A 23,297-nucleotide genomic window follows, 5' to 3' on the forward strand; every position below is an offset into this window, starting at 1 on the left:
TTCAGTCGCCCAGGAGGGCGCGAAGGCGTGGGACCGGGATGAGGATGCGCTTGCCGATGCGGATCACGGGGATCTCGTCGCGCTTGATCGCTTCGTAGGCGCTCCAGGTGCCGATCCCGAGGATCTGCGCGGCCTCGGGGACGGTGCATGTGGCGCGTCCGTGGAGGTCATCGATTGTGAGAGTGGGCCGCTCGGGGGCGGTGGTTCTGTTCGTCATCTCTGGGTTCCGTTCGTTCGGTTCGGACCGGTGTCTTGGGACCAGAATAGGGTGTCATTGCGCCCACGAAATTACATCTGACCTGGGATTTATTGGGCTAGGCAATCGTATGTAGTGGATCGCCCAGCCCTCTCGACGTGAGATCTGCCGAGGACACAGGAAAGATCAGATCAGCCCCGAAAACCAGGCGCTTAGCACGAAAGGCAGACCATGACTCAGACCAGCCGAAAGGCCTCCAGAATCGACTTCGGATCAGTTCGAAAACTTCCCTCCGGGCGGTGGCAATCCCGCTATCTCGACCCGGCAGGGAGGCCGATGACCGGCCCGCAGACGTTCCAGACGAAGCGGGAGGCCCTTGACCATCTCGCCGCCGTCCGCTCCGACCGGATGCGCGGGACCTACATCGACCACCGCGCGGGGCTCGTCCCGTTCGGCCCATACGCCGCCGACTGGATCGCCCACGGAGGACGGCGAGGAGCGCTCGCGCCAAAGACTCGAGATCTCTACGAGACGACCCTCGCCGGTCCACTCGCTCCGCTCCGGGAGATACCGATCGCCTCGATCACGCCCTCCCAGGTGCGCGCCTGGTACACGAAGACGGGCCGAGTCCTCGCGGCGTCCGCCAAGCGGCAGGGCGGCGACGGATCATCCCGACTCCGCCAGGCCTACAGCCTTCTCCGGGCGATCATGGCGACCGCCGTCCGGGACGGGATGATCCCCGCGAACTCCTGCCAGATCGACCGGGCCGGATCGGTGAAGCACGCAGAGCGCCCGTACATGAGCGCCGAGGATCTCGGGCGGATCGTCGCGGCGATGCCGGCGAAGTGGCATCTGCCCATCCGAGTGATGTTCGGCGCGCATCTCCGCCTCGGGGAACTGCTCGCGCTCCAGCGGCGGGACTACACGAACGGGGTCCTCCTGGTCGAGCGGCAGATCGTCCGCGTAGGCGGCGAGGACATCGAGAGCGGCACCAAGACCGGCAACGTCCGGAGGGTCGATCTCCCGCCGAGCATCGCGGCCGATCTGGAGGTCTACCTCTCGACTGCTCCGGGCTTCGGCAAGGCTCCGATGTTCCCCGGAACGGACGGCGAGCGGTTCACCGGAGGAGCGATCGGTCAGGCCTGGCGGAAGGCGGCACGGAAGGCTGGGCTGTCCCAGTTCCGGCTCCACGATCTGCGGCACGCGAGCCTCACCCTGGCGGCTCAGGCGGGCGCGACGACCCGCGAACTCATGGCCCGCGCGGGACACTCGACCGCCCGAGCGGCTCTGCTCTACCAGCACGCGGCGGAGGAGCGAAGCGGGGCGATCGCGGCGGGCATGGATGCCCTCTCCGGAGGGTCAATCGGGACCGCTACTGGCACGACCATGGCACGAACGGCTCTGGAGGCAACGAGAAAGTCCCCCGAGCAGGAGGCCGGAAAGGCGCTCTGATCAGGGGACTTCTACTATGTGGAGCCTAGGAGATTCGAACTCCTGACATCCTGCTTGCAAAGCAGGCGCTCTACCAACTGAGCTAAGGCCCCGGGGCTTACGGTGGGGCTACCAGGACTTGAACCTGGGACCTCTTCATTATCAGTGAAGCGCTCTAACCGCCTGAGCTATAGCCCCGAATGTCTGCGTCGCTTGCGCTCCGCAACCTCCAAGACTTTACCTGACGATCCTGGATTTCACGAATCGGGCCCGGATTTCACGGTCGGCGTAGTTGACTGAGGGCGTGACCGATCAGTCCCACCCCGATGAGCCGCACGGCGTCGGCCTCGGTCAGCGCCTGAACTGGCTGCGCGCGGGAGTCCTCGGCGCGAACGACGGCATCGTGTCGGTCGCAGCCCTGGTCGTCGGCGTCGCAGGCGCCACCACCGATCTGGGCGCCCTGTTCACCGCCGGCATCGCCGGGCTCGTCGGCGGCGCGATCTCGATGGCGCTCGGCGAGTACGTGTCGGTGAGCAGCCAGCGCGACTCCGAGCGTGCGCTCATCGCGAAGGAGCAGGCCGAGCTGCGCGACATGCCGGACGAGGAGCTCGCCGAGCTCACCCAGCTGTACCGCGACCGGGGCCTGACCGAGGCGACCGCGCGCCAGGTGGCCGTCGAGCTCACCGCGCACGACGCGCTGGCCGCACACCTCGAGGTCGAGCTGCACATCGATCAGGACGACCTCGTCAACCCCTGGCACGCCGCCCTGTCGTCGGCGATCTCGTTCACCCTCGGCGCACTGCTGCCGCTGCTGGCCATCCTGCTCCCGCCACCGGAATGGCGCGTGCCGGTGACCTTCGTCGCCGTCCTCATCGCCCTCGCCGCGACGGGCACGGTGTCGGCTCAGCTGGGCGGCGCGCCGCGACTGCGGGCGGCATCCCGACTCGTCGTCGGCGGCGCGCTGGCCCTCGTCGCGACCTGGCTCATCGGAACCCTGCTCGGCACGACCGTCGTCTGACCGGCAAGGCGAAGCGCCGGCATCCCTTCGTGAGAAGTGGATGCCGGCGCTCAGTGTCGTGCAGGAGCTGCGGGGTCGCGCGTCAGTTGGAGGTGAAGCCGACCAGGAGCCCGCCGGTCACCTTGACCGCGAGGTTGTAGATGCCCGCGACGACGGCGCCGAGCACCGTCACCACGACGAGGTTCAGGATCGCGACCACGGCCGAGAATGCCAGCACCTGCGGGAAGTTGATGAACTGCGAGAGCAGCACGCTGCCGTCCGAGAAGCTCGAGAAGAACTTGTCGGCCTCGCCGATGAGACCCGTGGCCGTGACCACGAGGTAGACCATCACGAAGGCGACCACCGTCACCACGGCGATCGCGATCGCCGCGAGGAACGACAGCTTCACCGCGGACCAGAAGTCGATGTACACCAGTCGCAGGCGCACCTGCTTGGCGCTGGTCTTGTGACTGGACTTCTTTGCGAGCTTGTCGGCTACCGTGCTCATGCGTCAGTGCTCTCTTCGGGGGTCTCAGGCGAGGTGTCGGGGCCGCCGGGGGTCTCGGCCGCCGCTGCGGCGTCGGGGTCGGCCACGCCGTTCTCGGCGTCCGCGTCCTCGGTCTCTTCGGCCAGGCCACGCTCGCCGTTCCGGGCGATCGCGAGGATGCGATCATCGCCGCCGGCCCGGGCGAATACGACACCCATGGTGTCTCGACCCTTGGCAGGCACCTCGGCCACGGCAGAGCGTACCACCTTGCCGCTGGCAAGAACCACCAAGACCTCGTCGTCCTCCGAGACGATCAGACCGCCCGCGAGATCGCCGCGATCGTCGCTCAGTTTGGCCACCTTGATGCCCAGTCCGCCGCGATTCTGCACGCGGTACTGGTCCACCGCGGTGCGCTTCGCGTAGCCGCCCTCAGTGACCACGAACACGAAGGCGTCGTCCCTGGCGACCGAGGCGGACAGCAGGCTGTCGCCCGCGCGGAAGTCCATGCCCTTCACACCCGACGTCGAGCGGCCCATCGGCCGCAGGGCGCTGTCGGTGGCCGAGAAGCGCAGCGACATGCCGTGGCGGCTGATGAGCAGGATGTCATCGCCCTCGTCGACGAGCAGCGCGCTGACCACCTCGTCGTCCGATCCGACCTCGGCCTCGTCGTCGCCCTCGTCCGCGCCGTTGCCGCGGAGCTTGATGGCGATGATGCCGCCCTGACGGTTGGTGTCGTACTCGGTGAGGCGCGTCTTCTTGACCAGGCCGCTGCGCGTCGCGAGCACCAGATAGGTGGCGACGCTGTAGTCGCGGATGTCGAGGATCTGCGCGATCTCTTCGTCGGGCTGCAGCGCGAGCAGGTTCGCCACGTGCTGGCCCTTCGCGTCGCGGCCGGCCTCCGGCACCTCGTAGGCCTTCGAGCGGTAGACGCGGCCCTTGTTCGTGAAGAACAGCAGCCAGTGGTGCGTCGTCGTCACGAAGAAGTGCTCGACCACGTCGTCGGCGCGCAGCTGCGCGCCCTTGACGCCCTTGCCGCCACGGTGCTGCTGGCGGTAGTTGTCGCTGCGCGTCCGCTTGATGTAGCCGTCACGCGTGACCGAGATCACCATCTCTTCTTCAGGGATGAGGTCCTCGATCGACATGTCGCCGTCGAACCCGTGCAGGATGTGCGTGCGACGCTCGTCGCCGAACTTGTCGACGATGGCGGTCAGCTCGTCCGAGACGATCGTGCGCTGGCGCGCCGGGGTGGCGAGGATGTCATTGAGGTCGGCGATCTTCGCTTCGAGCTCGTTCGCCTCGTCGATGATCTTCTGGCGCTCGAGCGCGGCCAGGCGACGCAGCTGCATCGACAGGATGGCGTCGGCCTGGTCGTTGTCGATGTCGAGCAGCGACTTCAGTCCCTCGCGCGCCTCGTCGACGGTCGGCGAGCGGCGGATGAGCGCGATGACCTCATCCAGCGCGTCGAGCGCCTTCAGGTAGCCGCGCAGGATGTGCATGCGCTTCTCGGCCTCGCGCAGCCGGTACGCGGTGCGGCGGACGATGACCTCGATCTGGTGGTCGACCCACAGCGAGATGAACCCGTCCAGCGACAGCGTGCGCGGCACGCCGTCGACGATCGCGAGCATGTTCGCGCCGAAGTTCTCCTGCAGCTGGGTGTGCTTGTACAGGTTGTTCAGCACGACCTTCGCCACGGCATCCCGCTTCAGCACGACGACGATGCGCTGACCGGTGCGGTCGCTCGTCTCGTCCCGGATGTCGGCGATGCCGGTGATCTTGCCGTCGCGGGCGAGGTCCCCGATCTTGACCGCGAGGTTGTCGGGGTTGACCTGGTACGGCAGCTCGGTGATCACGAGGCACGTGCGGCCCTGGATCTCTTCGATCGCCACCACCGCGCGCATCGTGATCGAACCGCGGCCGGTGCGGTACGCCTCGCGGATGCCCTTCGTGCCGAGGATCTGCGCGCCCGTCGGGAAGTCCGGACCGGGGATGCGCTCCATGAGCGCCTCGAGCAGCTCTTCGCGGTTCGCGGCGGGGTGCTCTAGCGCCCACAGCGCTCCGGCGGCCACCTCGCGCAGGTTGTGGGGCGGGATGTTGGTCGCCATGCCGACGGCGATGCCGACTGAGCCGTTGACCAGCAGGTTCGGGAACCGTGCCGGCAGGACCGTCGGCTCCTGCGTCTGACCGTCGTAGTTGTCGGTGAAGTCGACGGTGTCTTCTTCGATGTCGCGCACCATCTCGAGCGCGAGCGGAGCCATCTTCGTCTCGGTGTACCGCGGGGCCGCGGCGCCCATGTTGCCGGGCGAGCCGAAGTTGCCCTGGCCGAGCGCGAGCGGGTAGCGCAGCGACCACGGCTGCACCAGGCGGACCAGGGCGTCGTAGATCGCCGAGTCGCCGTGGGGGTGGTACTGACCCATGACCTCGCCGACGACGCGGGCGCACTTCGAGAACGACTTGTCGGGGCGGAACCCGCCGTCGTACATGCCGTAGATCACGCGGCGGTGCACGGGCTTCAGGCCGTCGCGCACATCCGGCAGCGCACGGCCGATGATGACGGCCATCGCGTAGTCCAGGTAGCTGCGCTGCATCTCCAGCTGCAGGTCGACCTGGTCGATGCGGCCGTGCTCGTGCTCGGGTTCGGGGCGTTCGTCTTCAGCCATTCGTGTTTCTCGTCTTCTGTCTTACCGGTCCTCGAACTGACAAGCGTCAGATGTCGAGGAAGCGGACGTCCTTGGCGTTGCGCTGGATGAACGTGCGGCGGGACTCGACGTCCTCGCCCATGAGCACCGAGAAGATCTCGTCCGCGGCGGCCGCGTCGTCGATGGTCACCTGGCGGAGGGTCCGCGTGGTGTGGTCCATCGTGGTCTCCCACAGCTCCTTGGCGTTCATCTCGCCGAGACCCTTGTAGCGCTGGATGCCGGAATCCTTGGGGATCCTCTTGCCGTTCGCGAGGCCGTCCTCGAGCAGGGCGTCGCGCTCCTTGTCGGAGTACACGTACTCGTGCGCGGCGTTGGTCCACTTGAGGCGGTACAGCGGCGGCATCGCGAGGTAGACGTAGCCGGCCTCGATGAGCCCGCGCATGTAGCGGAACAGCATCGTCAGCAGCAGCGTCGTGATGTGCTGGCCGTCGACGTCGGCATCGGCCATCAGCACGATCTTGTGGTACCGGGCCTTGTCGATGTCGAAGTCCTCGCCGATGCCGGTGCCGAAGGCCTGGATCATGGCCTGCACCTCGCGGTTGCCGAGGGCCTTGTCGAGGCGCGCGCGCTCGACATTGAGGATCTTGCCGCGCAGCGCCAGGATCGCCTGGGTGTGCGGGTCGCGGCCCTGCACGGCAGAACCGCCGGCGGAGTCGCCCTCGACGAGGAAGATCTCGCTGATCGACGGGTCCTTGCTGGTGCAGTCCTTCAGCTTGTCGGGCATCGCGGCCGACTCGAAGACGCTCTTGCGGCGGGCGGTCTCGCGGGCCTTGCGGGCCGCCATGCGGGCGGTCGCGGCGTCGATCGCCTTCGTGATGACGCGCTTGGCCTGCACCGGATTGCGGTCGAGCCAGTCGGCGAGCTGGTCGCCGACGACCTTCTGCACGAACGCCTTGGCCTCGGTGTTGCCGAGCTTGGTCTTGGTCTGGCCCTCGAACTGCGGCTCCGAGAGCTTGACCGAGATCACCGCGGTGAGACCCTCGCGGATGTCGTCGCCGGTGAGGTTGTCGTCCTTCTCTTTGAGCAGGTTCTTGTCGCGCGCGTAGGTGTTGATGCGCGTCGTCAGCGCCGCCCGGAAGCCCTCTTCGTGGGTGCCGCCCTCGTGCGTGTTGATGGTGTTCGCGAAAGTGAAGACGTTCTCGGTGTAGCTGGTCGTCCACTGCATCGCGAGCTCGAGCGAGATGTGGCGGACGGTGTCCTCCGACTCGATCTCGATGATCTCCTCGTTGACGACGTCGGCGTGACGCACCTTGTTGAGGTACTCCACGTAGTCGACGAGGCCGCGCTCGTAGAGGAAGTCGTCGAAGGGCTGACGCTCTTCGGAGCCGCCCTCGGGGGTGTCGGTGACGTACGTCGAGCTCGGGCGCTCGTCCGACAGCGTGATGCGCAGGCCCTTGTTGAGGAACGCGGTCTGCTGGAAGCGGGTGCGGAGCGTGTCGTAGTCGAAGTGGACGGTCTCGAAGATGGTGTCATCGGGCCAGAAGGTCACGATGGTCCCGGTCTCTTCGGTCTCTTCGTCCTTCGACACCGGTGCCAGCGGCTGGCCGCCGTCGCGGTAGGACTGCCGCCACACGTGGCCCTGACGCATGACCTGCACGTCCAGGCGCGTGGACAGCGCGTTCACCACCGACGAGCCGACGCCGTGCAGACCGCCCGAGACGGCGTAGCCGCCGCCGCCGAACTTGCCGCCGGCGTGCAGAACGGTGAGCACGACCTCGAGGGTCGACTTGCCTTCGGTGCGATGGATGTCGACCGGGATGCCTCGACCGTTGTCGTACACGCTCAGACCGCCGTCGGGCAGGATCGTGACATTGATGGTGTCGCAGTAGCCGGCGAGGGCCTCGTCCACGGCGTTGTCGACGATCTCGTACACGAGGTGATGCAGACCGCGTTCACCGGTCGAGCCGATGTACATGCCGGGGCGCTTGCGGACGGCCTCGAGGCCCTCGAGCACCTGGATGGCGTCGGCCCCGTAATCGCCGGGAGAACCTGTGGGAGCCGTCGCGGGCGTTTCGGGTTCCTCGGACACGTTGTCGGGGTTGTCTGACGTCATCTTCTCGATGGCTCCAAATCCTTCGAAGGGGCCCTGACAGTCTATCGGGTAACGACCCGATCACGGCCCCATACGCCCCTGTGACGCCCTGAAATAGCCAAAGACAGCTCCCGAGGTGGCCTAGCCGTAGGTATCGCGCGGACCACGCCCTGGAATCGTTCTGGGACCCCATTTCCAGGAGGGGACGTCCGGCCCGATGAAACGCACCGCGTCGACACCGGCTTCGGGGAAGCGTCGGACGATCTCCGACAGGATGTGAGCACGCATCAGCTGGAGCTGCTTGGCCCATGCCGTCGAGTCGGCCTGGACGGTGAGAGTGCCCTCCGAGAACGCGACTGGACGAGTGTGCCGAGCCGTGTCGGCGCCGGCCACCTCGTCCCAGGCGCGCACGACGTCCTCTCGCGCCAGCTGGGAGTTCCACCCGGCCTCGCGCGTCAGATCGGCGAGCACGTCGCCCACGCCCTTCGGGTCGCGGCCCGGGGCGAACGGGATGTTGTCGTCGTCCTCGGTGCGCCGGCGGCGCTTGCGATAGGACGAGCGCGCCGACGGCTCGAGGCCACGCAGCCTGAGGTAGGTCGCGATCGTCTCGGGGATGCCGGCGCCGCCTTCGCCGCCGTCGTCCCGGCGGCCGGTCCCCGAACCTGTCGAAGGGTCAGTCATCGCGCGCCTCGGTGCTCTCGAGGATCCGGCCCGCCTCGACCCGCACCATGCGCGCACGGAGGACATCGGGCACGTCGCCCTCGACAGCGGCCGTAACCACGACCTGCTCGTAGTCGCCCGCCAGCTGCGCGAGCCGTGCGCGGCGATCGGCGTCGAGCTCGGCGAACACGTCGTCGAGGATCAGCACGGGGTCGCCGAGCCTCGAGTCGGCGCGCAGCAGCTCGGCCGACGCCAGCCGGAGCGACAGGGCGACCGACCATGACTCGCCGTGCGAGGCGTATCCCTTGACCGGAAGACCCCGGATCCGCAGCAGCAGATCGTCGCGGTGCGGTCCGACCAGGGTCAGCCCGCGTTCGAGTTCGGCGGTGCGCTTGGCCGCGAGCGCTTGACGGAAGAGCTCGGCGATGCGCGGGGCCCCGGCATCCCTGGTCTCGAGCGAAGCGGGATCACCAGGTGCCGACGAGCCCGCGTCGGCGTCTTCGCCGCTGTCGGCGCCCGCGACGGACAGCGCCCACTCGATCTCGGGGTCGTGGTCGGCGCCCGCGATGGCGGTGTACGCGGACGCGAGCGGAGCGGCGAGGTCATTCGACAGTGCGAGGCGTGCCGCGATCAGCTGCGTGCCGAGGGTGACGAGCTTGTCGTCCCACACATCCAGCGTCGACAGCGCGTCGCCGCGGATGCCCCGCGCCTTTGCCGATTTGAGCAGCGCGGTCCGCTGCTTGAGCACGCGGTCGTAGTCCGCGATGACGCCCGCCATGCGGGGGGCGCGCTGCACCAGCAGCTGATCGGCGAACCGACGCCTGGCGGACGGATCGCCGCGCACGATCTGCAGGTCTTCCGGCGCGAAGAGCACGACCTGCGCGTACCGAGGCAGCTCGGCGGGCTTGACCGGGGCGCCGTTGACGCGCGCCTTGTTGGATCCTTGCCTGTTGACCTGCGCCTCGAGCTGCACGCGCCGTTCACCGTGGGCGAGCCGGGCCCGGATGATCGCGGCGTCCGCGCCGTCGCGGACCATCGGCGCATCGTTCGACACGCGGTGCGAGCCCAGTGTGGCGAAGAACCCGATGGCCTCGGCGAGGTTCGTCTTGCCCTGGCCGTTGCGGCCGACGAACACGTTCGGACCGGGGCCGAGCTCGACATCGGCTGCCGCGTAGTTGCGGAAGTCGACGAGGCTCAGGTGCTCCACGATCACTGCGTCAGCCTAGTTCGAGTGTGCGACGTTTCGTCTTCGCTCCCTCGTCGCTTCGCGTGCGACCGAGACGCGGTCGTTGAGCGAGCGAAGCGAGACGAAACGCGTCAGCGCAGCAGCAGGTTCGGCTGCAGCAGGTAGCGGAACGAGTCCGCGCCAGCCTTGTCGACCGAGGTTTGCGGGGTGATGAGCACGGGGCTCAGCTTGTTCGCGTTCTCGCTCGAGGTGAACGTGATGCGCACGAACTCGCTCTTGACCGCGCCCAGCGACTCGAGCAGGTACTGCGGGTTGAGCCCCAGCGTCACGTCGCCGCCGCCGATGAGGGTGGCGTCGACGGACTCGGTGGCCCGCGCCTGCTCGGTGCCGGAGGCATCCATCGACACGCTGTCGCTCGTGAACGTGAAGCGCAGCGGCGCCGAGCGGTCGAGCACCAGCGACACGCGGCGCACGGCCTCGGCCAGCTCGGCCGTGTTGACCACGGCGTGGTGCTCGGTCTGCGCCGGGAACAGGCGTCGCACCGGCGGGAAGTTGCCCTTGATGAGCAGCGAGGTCACCGTCTTGTTGCCGGCGGTGAAGGCGATGATCTCGCGATCGCCCGAGCCCGAAAACGCGATCGAGATGTCGCCGCCGTGGGCGAAGGTCTTGCCGACCTCGGTGAGCGTGCGGGCCGGCACGAGCGCAGTCGTCGCCTCTTCGGTGGCGGTGCCGCCGCCGTCCCACGGGATCTCACGAAGTGCCACGCGGTAGCGGTCGGTCGCCACGAGGCTGAGGTTCGTGCCAGAGACCTCGAGCTGCACGCCGGTGAGGACGGGGGTCACGTCATCGCGGGATGCCGCGAACGCGACCTGCGCGATGGCCGTGGCGAAGTCCTCGGCGGGGACGAGACCGGAATCGCCGGTGACCTCGGGGATCGCCGGGTACTCCTGCACCGGCATCGACGCCAGCGTGAAGCGCGCGGAGCCGCAGGTGAGGAGGATGCCGCCGTCGTCATCGACCTCGATCTGGATCGGCGCGTTCGGCAGCCGGCTGGCGATGTCGGAGAGCAGGCGCCCGTGGACCAGGATCGTGCCCGGGTCGTCGACCGTCGCCTCGATCGTGGTGCGGGCCGAGGCCTCGTAGTCGAAGGCGGCGAGTGACAGGCCCTGCTCGGACGCCTCGATGAGCACGCCGGCCAGGATCGGCTGAGGGTTGCGCTGCGGCAGGAGTTTGACGACGAACGACACGGCTTCGCTGAACACATCGCGGTTGACGTGGAACTTCACGAATGCTCCCTCTGCAGCAACGGGCCCCTCGACTGCGGGCTCGGGGTTCTCATGCTAGTGGCAGGTCTGGAGAATGCCAGCCCGTGATCCTCTCGGAGGGCTTGTCCACCGAAAAGGTCATCGGACGGGTTTCATCAGAGAGATTTCTTGTCATGGTGTTAACCGCTGTGGAAACTGTGGACAACTCGCTCGAGTGCAGTCGGGACATGGAAACCACACGGTTGTGACTTGTGGATCGGCTGCGGACGGACTGCGGGATCCGGAATGCCGGCGGCCGCGGCATCCACGATTCATCCACAGGCTGTCCCCGCTCACTCACAGGTGTTTCCGCAGACTCGGGGAGTTATCCACAGGTTTTCCACACTGTGCAGAACCGGAATTTTGGCCCTGTCCCCCGCGCGTGTCAAGAACCCGTTCCGGCATATTCGCCGGAACGGGTTCGAGGGGTGCGTGAGTGCGCGAGAGGGGCGTCAGCGGCCGTTGCGGCCGAGCTGCGCGGTGATCTCGGTGACCTGGTTGTAGATCGAGCGGCGCTCCTTCATGAGCTCGCTGATCTTCTTGTACGCGTACATGACCGTGGTGTGGTCGCGGTTGCCGAACAGCTGCCCGATCTTCGGCAGCGACAGGCTCGTACGCTCGCGACACAGATACATGGCGATCTGCCGGGCGGTGGCGACCGACTGCGACCGGCTCGAGCCGTAGAGGTCGTCGACGGTCAGCTTGAAGTACTGCGCGGTCGCCGTGATGATGTCGGTCGGCGAGACGACGTTGGCGTCGTCCTGGTCGACGATGTCGCGCAGCACCGTCTGGGCGAGCGACATGTCGAGCGTCGAGCGGTTGAGGCTCGCGAACGCCGAGACGCGGATGAGGGCGCCCTCGAGCTCACGGATGTTGCTGGAGACGACGGTGGCGATGTACTCGAGCACCTCGTCCGGGATGTGCAGCCGCTCGGACTGCGCCTTCTTGCGGAGGATCGCGATGCGCGTCTCGAGGTCGGGCGCCTGGACGTCGGTGATGAGGCCCCACTCGAAGCGGCTGCGCATGCGGTCCTCGAAGCCGGTGAGGTGCTTCGGCGGCACATCGCTCGTGATCACGACCTGCTTGTCGTGGTCATGCAGCTGGTTGAAGGTGTGGAAGAACGCCTCCTGCGTCTCGGCGCGGCCCTGCAGGAACTGGATGTCGTCGATCAGGAGGATGTCGACGTCCCGGTACCGCGCCTGGAACGCCGAACCCCGGTTGTTGGCGATCGAGTTGATGAAGTCGTTGGTGAACTCTTCGCTCGAGACGTAGCGCACGCGGATGCCCGCATAGAGGCTGAGTGCGTAGTCGCCGATCGCATGGAGAAGGTGGGTCTTGCCCAGGCCAGAGTCGCCGTAGATGAACAGCGGGTTGTACGCCTTCGCCGGCGCCTCGGCGACCGCGACCGCCGCGGCATGCGCGAAGCGGTTGGACTGGCCGATGACGAAGTTGTCGAAGGTGTACTTCGGGTTGAGCCGCGTGTCGCTGCGTGAGGCGGACGCGGTGTCGACCGGCTCCTCGAGCGGCGGGCGCCCGATCGGCGAGCCGAGCGGCGCCGTCGCCGCGGCCGGTGCCGGCGCCGCGTTCATCTGGATCGGGATGGGAGCGGTGAGGTGGGCGTCCGCCAGATCCGGGTTGACCACGACGCGGAACGTGGATGCCGCGTTCTCGGCACCCTGCTCGGCCCGGGACAGCGCCTCGAGGATCGGCGCGCGCATGCGCTTGGTGAACTGGGCGGCGGTGAGGTCGTTCGGCACATCCAGATAGAGGGTGCCGCCCATGACCCCCTGCGGCACCGCGAGGTTCAGGAACCCGTGAAGCTGAGGGGTGATGCGCTCATCACGCGCAAGCTCGTCCAGAACGGCCGCCCAGACCGGAACATCTGGAATCTCGTGCGGTGACATGGCCCCCCCGGGTTGTTGATGACTCCTCCGGATGACGCGGAAACGTCGGCCCGAGCCTGTGGATAACTGCCGGAGCAACGCTAGTCAGCGAGCGGCGCCTGAGCAAACCCCACTGTGGACGACCGCGGCGTGTCCCTACCGACCCGGCGACGGTACGCGGGGCATAATTACGGGTTCGCCCGGCTCGGTTTGAGTTCTGGGGCGTCTCGACGTAGCCTTAATCGGTTGACTTATGCCCACTGGACCCAAAGTCTCAGGGCAGTCCTCCTGTACACGCGTCCCCGGTCGAGCGTCCCGGTGACCCCTGATCGGAAGTAATCCTCATGAGCAAGCGCACCTTCCAGCCCAACAACCGCCGCCGCGCCAAGAAGCACGGCTTCCGCGCCCGCATGCGCACGCGCGCCGGCCGCAGCATCCTCTCGGCTCGCCGCGCCAAGGGGCGCACCGAGCTCTCGGCCTGAGCCGAGCGGTGCTCGCGAGGGCGAACCGACTCACCCGCGGCGCGGATTACAAGGCCGTCGTCCGTCGGGGTCGTCGTTGTGCCGGAGCGCATACCGTCACCTATGTGAGCCGCGTCGAGACCGATGGTCCGGCGCGGTTCGGCTTCATCGTGAGCCGCCAGGTCGGCGGCGCTGTCGTGCGCAACTCTGTGCGCCGGCGGCTCAAAGCGCTCTGCTACGAGTCCCTCGGTGCGGTCTCGCCCGGCAACGACATCGTGATCCGCGCCCTCCCGACCGCCGCGTCGGCGTCCTTCGCCGACCTGCGTGCCGATGTCGAGAAGTGCCTCGCACGGAGGCCGGCATGAGCGTGCTCCCGGCCTACGCGCTCGGCGACGCCGAGTTCGTGGCATCCGATGCCCTCCGCAGCGTTCCGCTGCTCCCCCGGAACGCCGTCCTCGCGTTCCTGCACGGCTACCGTGCGACGATCTCGCACACCTACGGCGACGTCTGCAAGTACTACCCGTCGTGCTCGGCCTACGCGGTCGGCGCGGTCCAGCAGCACGGTGCGGTCGTCGGGTCGGCGCTCACCGTCGCGCGCATCGCACGGTGCCACCCCTGGGCTGCCGGCGGCGTCGATGACGTCCCGCCCCACAAGCACTTCCGGCACGCACTGACCCGCCACGGGTTCGTCGTGCCTGCCCCCACAGGAAAGGACTGATCCACCGCATGGATCTCTTCACGGCGCTGGCCGCCACCCCGACGCCCAGCCCCTCGCCCGCGGCAGGCGGTGGGTTCGATCTGCTCGGCACTATCCTGTGGCCGCTCAAGTGGCTCGTCGAGCTCGTGCTCGTGGCGTGGCACTGGCTGTTCTCTGCGATCGGCCTGCCGCCGGCCGACGGACTCACGTGGGTGCTCTCGATCATCGGCCTGGTCATCGTCGTCCGCTCCGCGATGATCCCCCTGTTCGTGCGCCAGATCAAGAGTCAGCGCAAGATGATGGAAATCGCTCCTGAACTGCGAAAAGTCCAGGAGAAGTACAAGGGCAAGCGCGACCAGCTGTCTCGTGAGGCGATGAGCCGCGAGACCATGGCGCTGTACAAGAAGCACGGCACGACGCCGGTGTCGAGCTGTCTTCCGCTGCTGGTGCAGATGCCCGTGTTCTTCGCGCTGTACAGCGTGCTCAACGACGTCGCCAAGCACGCCGTCGCCGGCATCGGCGGCGTGGGCCTGCTCAACGCCGAGCTCACGCAGGAGTTCTACAACGCCAAGCTGTTCGGCGTCGCCTCGCTGCACGAGACGCTCATCCAGGCCTTCCAGACCGGCAACACCCCGGCGATCATCATCCTCATCACGCTCGTCGTGCTCATGATCGCGTCGCAGTTCTTCACCCAGCTGCAGATCATCTCGAAGAACCTCTCGCCCGAAGCGAAGACCGGCCAGGCGTACCAGATGCAGCGCATCATGCTGTTCATCCTGCCGCTCGGCTTCATCTTCTCGGGTGTGTTCTTCCCGCTCGGTGTCGTCATCTACTGGTTCATCTCGAACCTGTGGACGATGGGCCAGCAGTTCCTCGTCATCCGAGAGATGCCCACCCCCGGCTCCGAAGCCGCGAAGGAGCGCGAAGAGCGCCTGGCACGCAAGGGCAAGGCGATCGACGCATCCGGCAAGGTCGTCCCGATGGAGAAGTACCTCGCCGAGCAGCAGCGGCTGTACGAAGAGGCCGAGCGCGCCAAGGCCGCCGCTCCCAAGCGCCAGCAGCCGGTGAGCAAGCAGCGCGCGAAGAAGCAGTCGCAGAAGGGCCAGCCCGGCGGTTCCGCCGGCGGCACGAACGCCTCCGGTCAGGCCGGCGGCTCCGGCACGGCATCCTGACGACCGCTGCGTCGGCTACTCCCCTGATCCGAAGACGAGGACACGTCATGACCACCTCCCCTGAGCTCGCCTCCGCCGAGCAGCGCCACGACCGCGCCCCCGCGACGGTCGAGGAACTCGAGCAGGAAGGCGATGTCGCCGCAGACTTCCTCGAGGGTCTGCTCGACATCGCCGACATCGACGGCGACCTGGACCTCGACGTGCGGGCCGGCCGCGCCTACGTCTCGGTCGAGGCTCCTGCCGGTGGATCGGTCGCCCTGATCGCTGCGCCCGATACCGTGCAGGCGCTCCAGGAGCTCACGCGCATCGCGGTGCAGAATCGGACCGGGCGCTTCTCGCGCCTGATCCTCGACATCGGCGGCTCGCGCGACGCGCGCCAGCACCAGCTCGAGGCTCTCGTCGACCGTGCGATCGCCCGCATCGACGAGGGCGCCTCGCAGGCGTCACTCCCCGCGATGTCGAGCTACGAGCGCAAGGTCGTGCATGACATCGTCGCCGACCGCGGCTTCGTGTCGGAGTCGTACGGTGAGGGCGCCGACCGCCACACCGTGATCCGTCGCGGCTGACGCGCGGTTCACGGAGAGCATCGATGATCGAGATCGAGCAGGAGCCCGCCGCCGCCGCCGAGATCTTCGGGGACCGTCTCGAACTTGCACGCCGGTTCGCCGACGCGCTCGGACAGCACGGTGAAGAGCGCGGCCTCATCGGCCCGCTCGAGCCGCCCCGCCTGTGGTCGCGGCACATCCTGAACAGCGCCGTCATCGCGCCGCTGTTCTCGGGACGCGTCGGCGATGTCGGCTCGGGTGCCGGGCTGCCCGGCCTGGTGCTGGCCATCGCGCGCCCGGATGTCGAGTGGGTGCTCATCGAGCCGATGGAGCGCCGTGTGGCGTGGCTGTCGGAGCAGGCATCGGAGCTCGGCCTCGAGAATGTCGAGGTGCTGCGCGCGCGGGCCGAGGACTGGAAACGCGGACCTTCGTTGGATGCTGTCACCGCGCGTGCGGTGAGTGCGCTGCGCACGCTCGTACCGCTCACCGCTCCCCTGGTGCGCGACAGCGGCGAGCTGATCCTCCTCAAGGGCACGAGCGCGGGCAACGAGATCGAGGCCGCCGAGAAGCAGCTGCGCAAGTTCAAGGTCACCGACGCCCGCGTCGAAGTGGTGGGCGAGGGTCTGCTGGACGAGCCCTCGAGGGTGATTCGAGCGACCGTCCGCTGACTGGACCTCTTCGCCCCGCTCGTCTCGAGCGGGGCGTTCTTCTTTGGATGGTCGGGGCCGCCGTTGTGTGCGCTGACCTGCGTTTTCGTCGAGCTTCGATGGGAGTGAGGCGCAGCGGGGCCGGCCGGGTCGGGGCGCCGTTTCTCCGGTGTGGGATGCGGCGTCTGTGTCTGGTCAGGCGTCGACGCGTATTCATCTACGCGGGTGTGAGGTGACGGTAGGCCCCGTTGATGGAGAGCTGCGGTGTGGTGTGTGCGGTGATGTCCTGGGGGGCTGACCGCCTGCGACTGGCCGTGCGACTGCGCTGAGGCAGAGTCGGTCCCGCGCGATCGGCGACGGACTCATCGACGCAGCACGCTCGGCGCTGGATACGTCGGGGAACGGAACGGGGCTCGAGGTTGTGAGGTGACCGACTGCGCCGCGTGCACAGGTGCGCGAACTGGTGTCGGCCGCGTCGAGGATGCCGTCTTCGGTGCCGTCGCCGCGCACGGGTGGTGCACGTCGATCGCGTAGAGCGGCGGTTCCACCGCCGGCGCTGATGGTTCGCTCGAGGTATTCAGACGCGGCGCCGGGACACAGCCGTCGGCGCTGTCGTCGGCGCAGCTGTCCTCGAAGCGGACGCTCTCCGGTGTGGGGTGAACTCGCGAGCAGGGTCTCGAACGCGTTTCACGTGAAACAGTGAGCCGTCGGTGCCTGGTCCCACTGACGCCGGAGGGGGTGGGGTTGACAGTGTGGGACCGCGGATGGCGACCTCCAGCGGCGACAGATCCGCCGGGCGCGCCCGCTACCGACGGAGTGTCACTCAGCCTGCTAGGGGCGAGGCGTCTGAAGAGGTGTGGACTCCGTTCGGCTCCCCCGCCGCTGCGCCGGCGTCGCAGAATAGTGCCGGAGTGAGTCACGTGCTGGTGGGAGTCGCGCCACTTGCCGTATCCGCGTCGCGATCGGCATCGCAGTTCGGCCCGGTGACGTCAAGACTTCTGTATGCGCGCTCGCCTGACGGTAGCTCAACGGTCATCGACCGGTGGCTGATGTGTCACCGCGGCGATCCTGCCTCGCGGGGTGGGCGGAGAAGTCCACGGTCACGGACGCAACAGTGCGCCGATCGCGTCGGCTGCCTGTATTCACGCGCGGGCTAGGACGCGGGATGTTTCACGTGAAACGGGCGAGCTATGACCTGCCCGTGGATCTCGTCCAGCCCTCACGGGGAACGGTTCGGCGCAACTCCGATCGTCGACGCCCGTCCGAGCGATGGTGCTGCCGTCCATGGCGGCGTGCGCATCCGCTGCGGTTCCGATCACGGTCGACTCAGACGGCTGCGGCGACGGCCCGAGCTGCTCGCACAGTTCACCACCCAACGATCCCGCTGCGTTCACGCTGCTGATCTTCGAGAACTGTCTTGTTCCGAGCGGCGCGGTGGATGCGCTGGAGCAGTGGTGGGCAGGCCGCCGCCTCCCCACTCTCCGAGCAAACGTCTCTCCCGGGATTGGTGGTGCCTCGACCGCGACCCGTTCGGTAGATGCGTGATGGTGAACGATCAAGGCCTCACCGCCCCGGCACCGGTGAAGTCGACGAGGTGCACACAGATCGACAGGCGGCCGGATCGACACATCGGCCGCCGCGTTGTGCCAGCACTTCCGCGACGCACAGATCACGGGTTCTCGTGCTCTGGCTTGACTATCGTCTAACTCGACGTGAGACGATATCGCTTCCAGGGTGCCCCGCTCCCTTCGGTAAGCACCGCTACGGGCACTGAGTGACGCTGAAGTGACCACACCGAGGGCGCGCTCGTGCGGCGCACCCCCCAGAGCCGTCGGGTGGCAGGGTTCGCGGAGGTGCGTGTCCCTCAAGCCAAGCCGCGTCCTGTGGGCTGGTGGGATATTGCCGGCCAGCCGAAGCTGTCGGTTGCGTGCGGCCGTGAAGAATCCGTCGGCCGCCCTTCGCACCGACCCCCCCGCGACAAGCGTCGCGTGTTTCACACGTGCCGGTGCCCAGTTGGGAGCTGGGCACCGGCTCGGCCAGACGCCTGATGCACGTGACAGCACGGTCAAGGTCGACAGGGCACGCCGGTGGTTCAGCATCTGGGTGCATCCGTCGGTCTCTCGTACTCCATGGGGGCCGCGTGACGGGATGCACGTTTCACGTGAAACGCGATCGCTCGTACTAGGGCGGCCAATCGGAAGGCTCTGTCGGCGAAGGCGACTGGTATTCGCATCCCCAGTTTCGTGCGGCTGTCGGCACGAGTTGCATCTGCAGGGCTCGGTTGGCTCCTTGGGGATCCGTCGTCGGGTGTTTCACGTGAAACGCTGGATGCACGAATGGCGGGCCAATCGGGCGGCTCAGTCGGCGACGGCGACTGGTGTTTGCGCCCGTAGTTTCGTGCGACTCCTGGCACGCGTTGCATCTCCAAGGCTCGGCTGTTTCCGTCGGAATTGTACGCACGGCGGGCCTACCGGGCGGCTCTGTAGGCGAAGGTCGCGGATACTCCCGCTAGGGAGTTCTAGCGGCGCCGCGCGGAAAGAGTTGCGCCTGCCGGGCTCGCCCGCCTTCTGTCCAACCCCCCCTCGGGATGTTTCACGTGAAACGCGACGGGTCGAACGCATGGCGGCGATCCGGGCGCACTGTTGACTTAGCCGGACCGGCACTCGGCAGGGCGACTTACGCCGTGCCGGAGCGGACTGCATCCTCAGAGCTCGGCTGCCTCGGTGGAGCCCAGTAGTCGCGATGTTTCACGTGAAACACGGCGACGCGGTCGAGTGCGCTGGGGCCGCATCGCACGGTTCCGGCTCGGTCGCCGCGCAGCATGGTAGCGCACGCGGGGGCTCTAACCGTCTGTCGTGCGGGTGAACTCGCTCTTGCCTACGCAGCTGCGTGTGAGAACTGCCCGGTTGCCCGGCTCGCGCAGGCCCGGCTGAACCGGCGTCGCGACCTGTTCACCGCGGTGCTGTGGCCGGGGCAATTTGCGGGTTGTTCCGCAGTGCACGCATGTCGTTGTGCGCGTCGAGGGTGCCATCGCAGCCCCCTCTTCGGCTCGGCCCATCCGAGGAAGTGCGCATGCTGAATCTCGAAGCCAAGAGACCATCCGGACTGCCGATGCCAGCTTCGTCCCTGTTGGCTCGTTGGCCAGCCTTTGACCGTGATTCGATCGGGTTGACGAGCACCGCGCGACCACGCCGGCATCGTCAGCGTGCGACTTCACTGAGGACGTCGATGTTGCAATCCCGAACTCTGCCGGAGTGCTGGGCGGCGCGAGCGGTGGTGTGCAGTGCGGGATCGGTGCAGGTGGCGAAGTCTCGCTCATCTTGGCGATGTGTGCTCCTCGCTATGCGTCGCCCCTGATCGCCACACAGCTCCCACCTCCTGCGGATGTTGGGGTGGGCGGCGTTCCAATCTGTGCGCCCTGCGGCTACTGCGCGCAGAGGACACACGGGGCACAGGTCTCCCTTACTACCCCGCCGCCCCCCGAAGCCCACGGCGTACCCTCCTTCTTGGCGTTGCACCGGGAGTCGCCGCATGGGGGTGGCGTTCCACACGTCCTGCACCCGAGTACGACATGACGTGGATCACAGGGGTAAGCGAGGCCTGTGCGGCGTTGGGACAGCGGATATTGGTGGTCCGCGCGTGCCCTGGAGACACTGTCGCAACGTGGAGGGTGCTCCTGCTCGCACTGTTCGTCCTGCAGAACTGGTCCGACGCAGCAGTGGTTCTTCCGACTGCAGGGTCGGCTGGCACGCGAACGAGATGTGTCGCTCGGGACGACGTCTCCACTCCTACGGCTCGCCGCGGTTCACCAAGTCCTCGAGACCTCCGCCGGCTTCCAGGGTATTGCGTTGCTCGAGGGTGGCCGTGGCGTCGCGGCGGGGATCTGGGGCGGTGATGGTCGGACGGTTGCCACGAGTGGCGCAATCGCGGTGGGTGTGCCGACGGACACCGCCATGCGGAGCCCGTGTGGTTCCTACAGACACCGCCAGCTCAGTCGCGCGATGCCGCGGCGTTCCGTCGGCGATGGCGATGGAGCCATTTACCCAGCCGGTGGCTCGTTCCGGACGGCCGACTGACCATGCTCGATGTTTCACGTGAAACATGGAGCGCTCCGGGTGAGGCGCCAGCCTCTCGGCGGCAAAGCCCAGAGCCGAGGGAGCGACAGCGGGCTTCGTTGTGTCAGTGGCGAGTTTGTGCCCGTCCGAGCGCGGGCTACTCACCCCGGGGCCTTTAGCTGTTCACGCGACTGCCGTAACCCGGCAAGTCCGGCCGTCTCCGCGGCTTGAAGCGACTGGGCGCAGTCATCTCCACGGCTCGAGCCGCCGAGGTGGATAGCGGCGTCGAGGGCACCAGGCGGTGCCATCAACGCTAGGTCGTGTCGGCGTGATGCGAGAGCTCCCGCCAAGGCCAGGGTGTCCCCCGCTCGGTTGAGCGTTGGGGGCGACGCGACTAAGTCGGCCGTGGGCGAACTCATGGTTGACGGCGTGCCGCCGGCGTTCTGGGCGCTACGAACATTGGGCTTCAGAGGAAGCGGGCGAGGAACCGGATGGCCTGCCGATTGTGAGAAACATCGAAGGATGCCGGTAACGACCGGCGCCTGCCGGAGCCATGCGCACGGGCAACGACGGTGACGACCTCGATTGGCGCCGCACGATCCGCCTACGGCCAAGGTCGATGTCTCGGTCGACGCGCATGTTTCACGTGAAACGTGTGTACCGCAGCCACCGGTTGCGGCGTCATGGCTTGGCCTGTTCTGCGGTGTTGCAGGTTGATGCCGACCTACGACCAGGTCCCTCGCAGCCACGCCGCGGAGGCTGCCCCGGTGTGATCATCGCTGTGCCTCTCGGGTTGTAGTGAAGCTGTCCATCCGTGAGCCGCGGGACGCCGGGGGTTGCTATCACCATTGACACGCGGTCGCCCCCGTCGACTCTCCACGGCGGGGCCTGCAGGGATAGCGCGGAATCACGGGATGTTTCACGTGAAACACTGCGGGTATCGCCAGCCGTTGCGACGCCCGACACGGGCGGCCAATCGAGCTCGGCGCCCTAGGCGCAATCCATGTGCCGGGGTTGGTGTGGTCGTTCGGGTCGAGCGGCGGCCAGCCCGCGCCCACTGAGCTACGTCCCCCCGCTCGAAGAACACGGTTCCTCAAGCCCGACTCCACGCTGCGGATGGAAGTTGCACGCTGGCGTCTCACGTGAAAGGTCGCCCTACCCGAGTCGAGAGGAGTCCACGCTGCTCCGGTGTCAAACCACCAAACGATGCCATCCACCGGCGGGAGTCTGTGAGGTGTACAGATGGAGCGCCGAGACGTTCACGTCGGGCGTTGAGGGTGACCGTGTCACGCGCAATGCCAAAGGGTGCTCCCGTGAATAGTCCTCCGTATTGAGTCGGTGTCCCGCGCCTCGCACCACCTCGCAGCACGGCGATGCCGCGTGTAGATTTCGACTGAACACCGTGTCCCCGGATGACACACCCAAACCAACGCCGTCCCCGCGCCCGAGCGGGCCGTCATCGGTAATCCTGCGCAGACAGGGCGCCTGCGCCAGCTGCGATTCGGATTGATGTCCGATCCACGCGTGGTGATCGTGAGCCGGTGGGCAGCTCAGCGGGCGTCGTCCCCACGCGAGGGCACCCTGCGTCTCAGGGCGTATCAGACGATGACGCCACGCATGGCTCCAGGCACTCAACGGCCCGCTGCGTGGGAGCCTCGCGACGCGTACCAACCTCATGAACGGCCCCGCGCTGCAGGTGCGTGGTCGGCGGAACGCGGGTCACACGCAGACGTTTCACGTGAAACATCAACTGCCGAGCGGTGCTGGACCAAGGACTGTGGCCGCCGTGCGCACGGCGGGAGAGTTCTTCAGTCCGCAGGCCGCCGCATTTCCTGGCGCGGGCGCACTGACGTCCGTCTCGGATGAACGATCACGCTGGCCGACGAGCGAGAAGGGTCCACTCGACGGCCGCAGCAATTGTCCCCGATGCGCTCCCGGATGTCGCCCGGTCCATCGCGCTGGTGTGAGGCTGCCACTGGTCTGCGCTATTGGCGCCGTGCGATGTGCGCGCTCTCCACCGGGTGTCCTGCACCGGGCGTCCTGCACCGGGCGTCCTGCACCGGGCGTCCTGCACCGGGCGTCCTGCACCGGGCGTCCTGCGCCGGGCGTCCTGCGCAGGGTGTTCCGCAGCGGGTGTTCCGCGCAGGGTGCTCCGCAGCGGGTGCCCCGCACCGGGTGCCCTACCAGCGGGTGCGCAACACCGCGTGCCCACCCACCGTGGTCCAGGGTGTGCGTTCGGCCAGCAGGTGTTCCGACTCAGTGCCCAGGAGCAGGAGCCTTTGCGCGGGTTCGGTCCCGCACCAACAACGTCGACCAAACCGCGGCGGTGCTACCCATCGGTGATCCCGTCCGATGGTGTCGCGGTCGCTACTGGCTACGACCTCTCACCCCTCCGCTCCGCGCTGTGGACGCACCGCGCAATTCGCTCGCTCACACACTGCCGTCGGGATCTTCACCCCGCGGATTCCGCCGCTCAAGAATCGTGCGGTCCTGGTTCATTCGCGCTCCGCGTGCCCGACGTTGCATCGGCCGGGGCCGCGAGGTGAAAGAGCACAGTGTCACCGTGGTGCACCGAGGCGTGCGGTTGTTTCACGTGAAACAACCGCGTCGACGCCGCTCGACCACGAGGTCGAACCTCGCGAGTCGCTTCCTTTCCGGTAGTCACGAAGGGCACGGCGCGCTGGCGAGCCGCCCTACATGAGGGATTGCTCATATACCGCCCACATACCGCGGCCTAGAGCCTCAGGTGAAGTCGATCCACGGCTCCGCAGCCGCGGAATCACGCGGCAGAACGGCCGGTCGACGACCCGAATCGCCCGCACCCCGCCACGGGGCTCATGCGCCCCGA

16 protein-coding genes and 2 tRNA genes are annotated in these 23,297 nt (G+C 67.5%); 8 read left to right on the top strand and 10 right to left on the bottom strand.

Annotated features, from left to right (window positions below; genetic code table 11):
* Nucleotide 1: 1 nt before the first annotated feature.
* The gene (locus tag FB391_RS18915; RefSeq protein WP_141896757.1) at nt 2-217 is read right to left on the bottom strand and encodes a helix-turn-helix domain-containing protein; all 216 of its coding nucleotides are present in this window, start codon (nt 215-217) and stop codon (nt 2-4) included.
* A gap of 210 nt (nt 218-427) precedes the next feature.
* Here FB391_RS18915 and FB391_RS18920 point away from each other — a divergent pair, with 210 nt between their 5' ends.
* Complete coding sequence (locus FB391_RS18920; RefSeq protein ID WP_141896759.1) at nt 428-1,648, top strand: site-specific integrase; 1,221 nt, start codon at nt 428-430, stop codon at nt 1,646-1,648.
* A 19-nt stretch (nt 1,649-1,667) separates the two neighbouring features.
* On the opposite strand, the gene FB391_RS18925 is transcribed toward FB391_RS18920, so the two are convergent.
* Together FB391_RS18925 and FB391_RS18930 are read right to left on the bottom strand one after the other, a co-directional pair.
* Nucleotides 1,668-1,740, bottom strand: a tRNA-Ala gene (locus FB391_RS18925).
* 11 nt (nt 1,741-1,751) lie between these two features.
* A tRNA-Ile gene (locus tag FB391_RS18930) sits at nt 1,752-1,825 on the bottom strand.
* Between the two features lie 94 nt (nt 1,826-1,919).
* Between FB391_RS18930 and FB391_RS18935 the strand changes: the two genes are divergently transcribed.
* The gene (locus tag FB391_RS18935; RefSeq protein WP_425462967.1) at nt 1,920-2,645 is read left to right on the top strand and encodes a VIT1/CCC1 transporter family protein; all 726 of its coding nucleotides are present in this window, start codon (nt 1,920-1,922) and stop codon (nt 2,643-2,645) included.
* 82 nt (nt 2,646-2,727) lie between these two features.
* Here the strand turns inward: FB391_RS18935 and FB391_RS18940 are convergent, their stop codons facing one another.
* The 7 genes from FB391_RS18940 to dnaA form a co-directional block, all read right to left on the bottom strand.
* Nucleotides 2,728-3,132, bottom strand: a complete 405-nt coding sequence (locus FB391_RS18940; protein WP_141896762.1) for a DUF3566 domain-containing protein — start codon at nt 3,130-3,132, stop codon at nt 2,728-2,730.
* Nucleotides 3,129-5,768 carry a DNA gyrase subunit A gene (gene gyrA, locus FB391_RS18945; RefSeq protein ID WP_141896764.1) on the bottom strand — a complete coding sequence of 880 codons (2,640 nt, stop codon included), beginning with the start codon at nt 5,766-5,768 and terminating at the stop codon, nt 3,129-3,131. The genes FB391_RS18940 and gyrA overlap by 4 nt, the downstream gene beginning before the upstream one ends.
* A 46-nt stretch (nt 5,769-5,814) precedes the next feature.
* Complete coding sequence (gyrB, locus tag FB391_RS18950) at nt 5,815-7,860, bottom strand: DNA topoisomerase (ATP-hydrolyzing) subunit B (protein WP_141896765.1); 2,046 nt, start codon at nt 7,858-7,860, stop codon at nt 5,815-5,817.
* 120 nt (nt 7,861-7,980) lie between these two features.
* On the bottom strand, nt 7,981-8,520 hold the full coding sequence (locus FB391_RS18955; RefSeq protein WP_141896766.1) for a DciA family protein: 540 nt from the start codon (nt 8,518-8,520) through the stop codon (nt 7,981-7,983).
* Nucleotides 8,513-9,712, bottom strand: coding sequence for a DNA replication/repair protein RecF (gene recF / locus FB391_RS18960; protein ID WP_141896767.1), 1,200 nt, complete (start codon nt 9,710-9,712; stop codon nt 8,513-8,515). Before recF ends, FB391_RS18955 begins: the two co-directional genes overlap by 8 nt.
* Nucleotides 9,713-9,816: 104 nt before the next feature.
* The gene (dnaN, locus tag FB391_RS18965; RefSeq protein ID WP_141896768.1) at nt 9,817-10,971 is read right to left on the bottom strand and encodes a DNA polymerase III subunit beta; all 1,155 of its coding nucleotides are present in this window, start codon (nt 10,969-10,971) and stop codon (nt 9,817-9,819) included.
* Nucleotides 10,972-11,441: 470 nt separating this feature from the next.
* Nucleotides 11,442-12,893 carry a chromosomal replication initiator protein DnaA gene (gene dnaA, locus FB391_RS18970; RefSeq protein WP_141896769.1) on the bottom strand — a complete coding sequence of 484 codons (1,452 nt, stop codon included), beginning with the start codon at nt 12,891-12,893 and terminating at the stop codon, nt 11,442-11,444.
* Between the two features lie 323 nt (nt 12,894-13,216).
* Between dnaA and rpmH the strand changes: the two genes are divergently transcribed.
* From rpmH to rsmG, 6 genes are read left to right on the top strand one after another with little or no spacing between them, the layout of a single operon-like run.
* Entirely contained in the window at nt 13,217-13,354 is a 138-nt protein-coding gene (gene rpmH / locus FB391_RS18975) for a 50S ribosomal protein L34 (RefSeq protein WP_005054680.1), read from the top strand.
* 8 nt (nt 13,355-13,362) lie between these two features.
* Nucleotides 13,363-13,698: a ribonuclease P protein component gene (gene rnpA, locus FB391_RS18980; protein WP_141896770.1), complete on the top strand. Its 336-nt coding sequence runs from the start codon at nt 13,363-13,365 to the stop codon at nt 13,696-13,698.
* Nucleotides 13,695-14,051, top strand: a complete 357-nt coding sequence (gene yidD / locus FB391_RS18985; protein ID WP_141896771.1) for a membrane protein insertion efficiency factor YidD — start codon at nt 13,695-13,697, stop codon at nt 14,049-14,051. The genes rnpA and yidD overlap by 4 nt, the downstream gene beginning before the upstream one ends.
* Before the next feature lie 8 nt (nt 14,052-14,059).
* Nucleotides 14,060-15,202: a membrane protein insertase YidC gene (yidC, locus tag FB391_RS18990; protein WP_141896772.1), complete on the top strand. Its 1,143-nt coding sequence runs from the start codon at nt 14,060-14,062 to the stop codon at nt 15,200-15,202.
* A 47-nt stretch (nt 15,203-15,249) separates the two neighbouring features.
* A complete protein-coding gene (locus FB391_RS18995) occupies nt 15,250-15,768 on the top strand; it encodes a Jag family protein (protein WP_141896773.1) in 519 nt (172 codons plus the stop codon).
* Nucleotides 15,769-15,791: 23 nt separating this feature from the next.
* A complete protein-coding gene (rsmG, locus tag FB391_RS19000) occupies nt 15,792-16,415 on the top strand; it encodes a 16S rRNA (guanine(527)-N(7))-methyltransferase RsmG (protein ID WP_141896774.1) in 624 nt (207 codons plus the stop codon).
* The last annotated feature ends 6,882 nt before the right edge of the window (nt 16,416-23,297 follow it).

Source organism: Microbacterium kyungheense, assembly GCF_006783905.1.
Taxonomy (GTDB): Bacteria; Actinomycetota; Actinomycetes; order Actinomycetales; family Microbacteriaceae; genus Microbacterium; species Microbacterium kyungheense.

Excerpts from the sequence above, each read along its gene's own strand:
- FB391_RS18915 (WP_141896757.1), bottom strand. The coding sequence starts at position 217 with ATGACGAACAGAACCACCGCCCCCGAGCGGCCCACTCTCACAATCGAT.
- FB391_RS18920 (WP_141896759.1), top strand. The coding sequence starts at position 428 with ATGACTCAGACCAGCCGAAAGGCCTCCAGAATCGACTTCGGATCAGTT.
- FB391_RS18940 (WP_141896762.1), bottom strand. The coding sequence starts at position 3,132 with ATGAGCACGGTAGCCGACAAGCTCGCAAAGAAGTCCAGTCACAAGACC.
- gyrA (WP_141896764.1), bottom strand. The coding sequence starts at position 5,768 with ATGGCTGAAGACGAACGCCCCGAACCCGAGCACGAGCACGGCCGCATC.
- gyrB (WP_141896765.1), bottom strand. The coding sequence starts at position 7,860 with ATGACGTCAGACAACCCCGACAACGTGTCCGAGGAACCCGAAACGCCC.
- FB391_RS18955 (WP_141896766.1), bottom strand. The coding sequence starts at position 8,520 with ATGACTGACCCTTCGACAGGTTCGGGGACCGGCCGCCGGGACGACGGC.
- dnaA (WP_141896769.1), bottom strand. The coding sequence starts at position 12,893 with ATGTCACCGCACGAGATTCCAGATGTTCCGGTCTGGGCGGCCGTTCTG.
- rpmH (WP_005054680.1), top strand. The coding sequence starts at position 13,217 with ATGAGCAAGCGCACCTTCCAGCCCAACAACCGCCGCCGCGCCAAGAAG.
- yidD (WP_141896771.1), top strand. The coding sequence starts at position 13,695 with ATGAGCGTGCTCCCGGCCTACGCGCTCGGCGACGCCGAGTTCGTGGCA.
- yidC (WP_141896772.1), top strand. The coding sequence starts at position 14,060 with ATGGATCTCTTCACGGCGCTGGCCGCCACCCCGACGCCCAGCCCCTCG.
- FB391_RS18995 (WP_141896773.1), top strand. The coding sequence starts at position 15,250 with ATGACCACCTCCCCTGAGCTCGCCTCCGCCGAGCAGCGCCACGACCGC.
- rsmG (WP_141896774.1), top strand. The coding sequence starts at position 15,792 with ATGATCGAGATCGAGCAGGAGCCCGCCGCCGCCGCCGAGATCTTCGGG.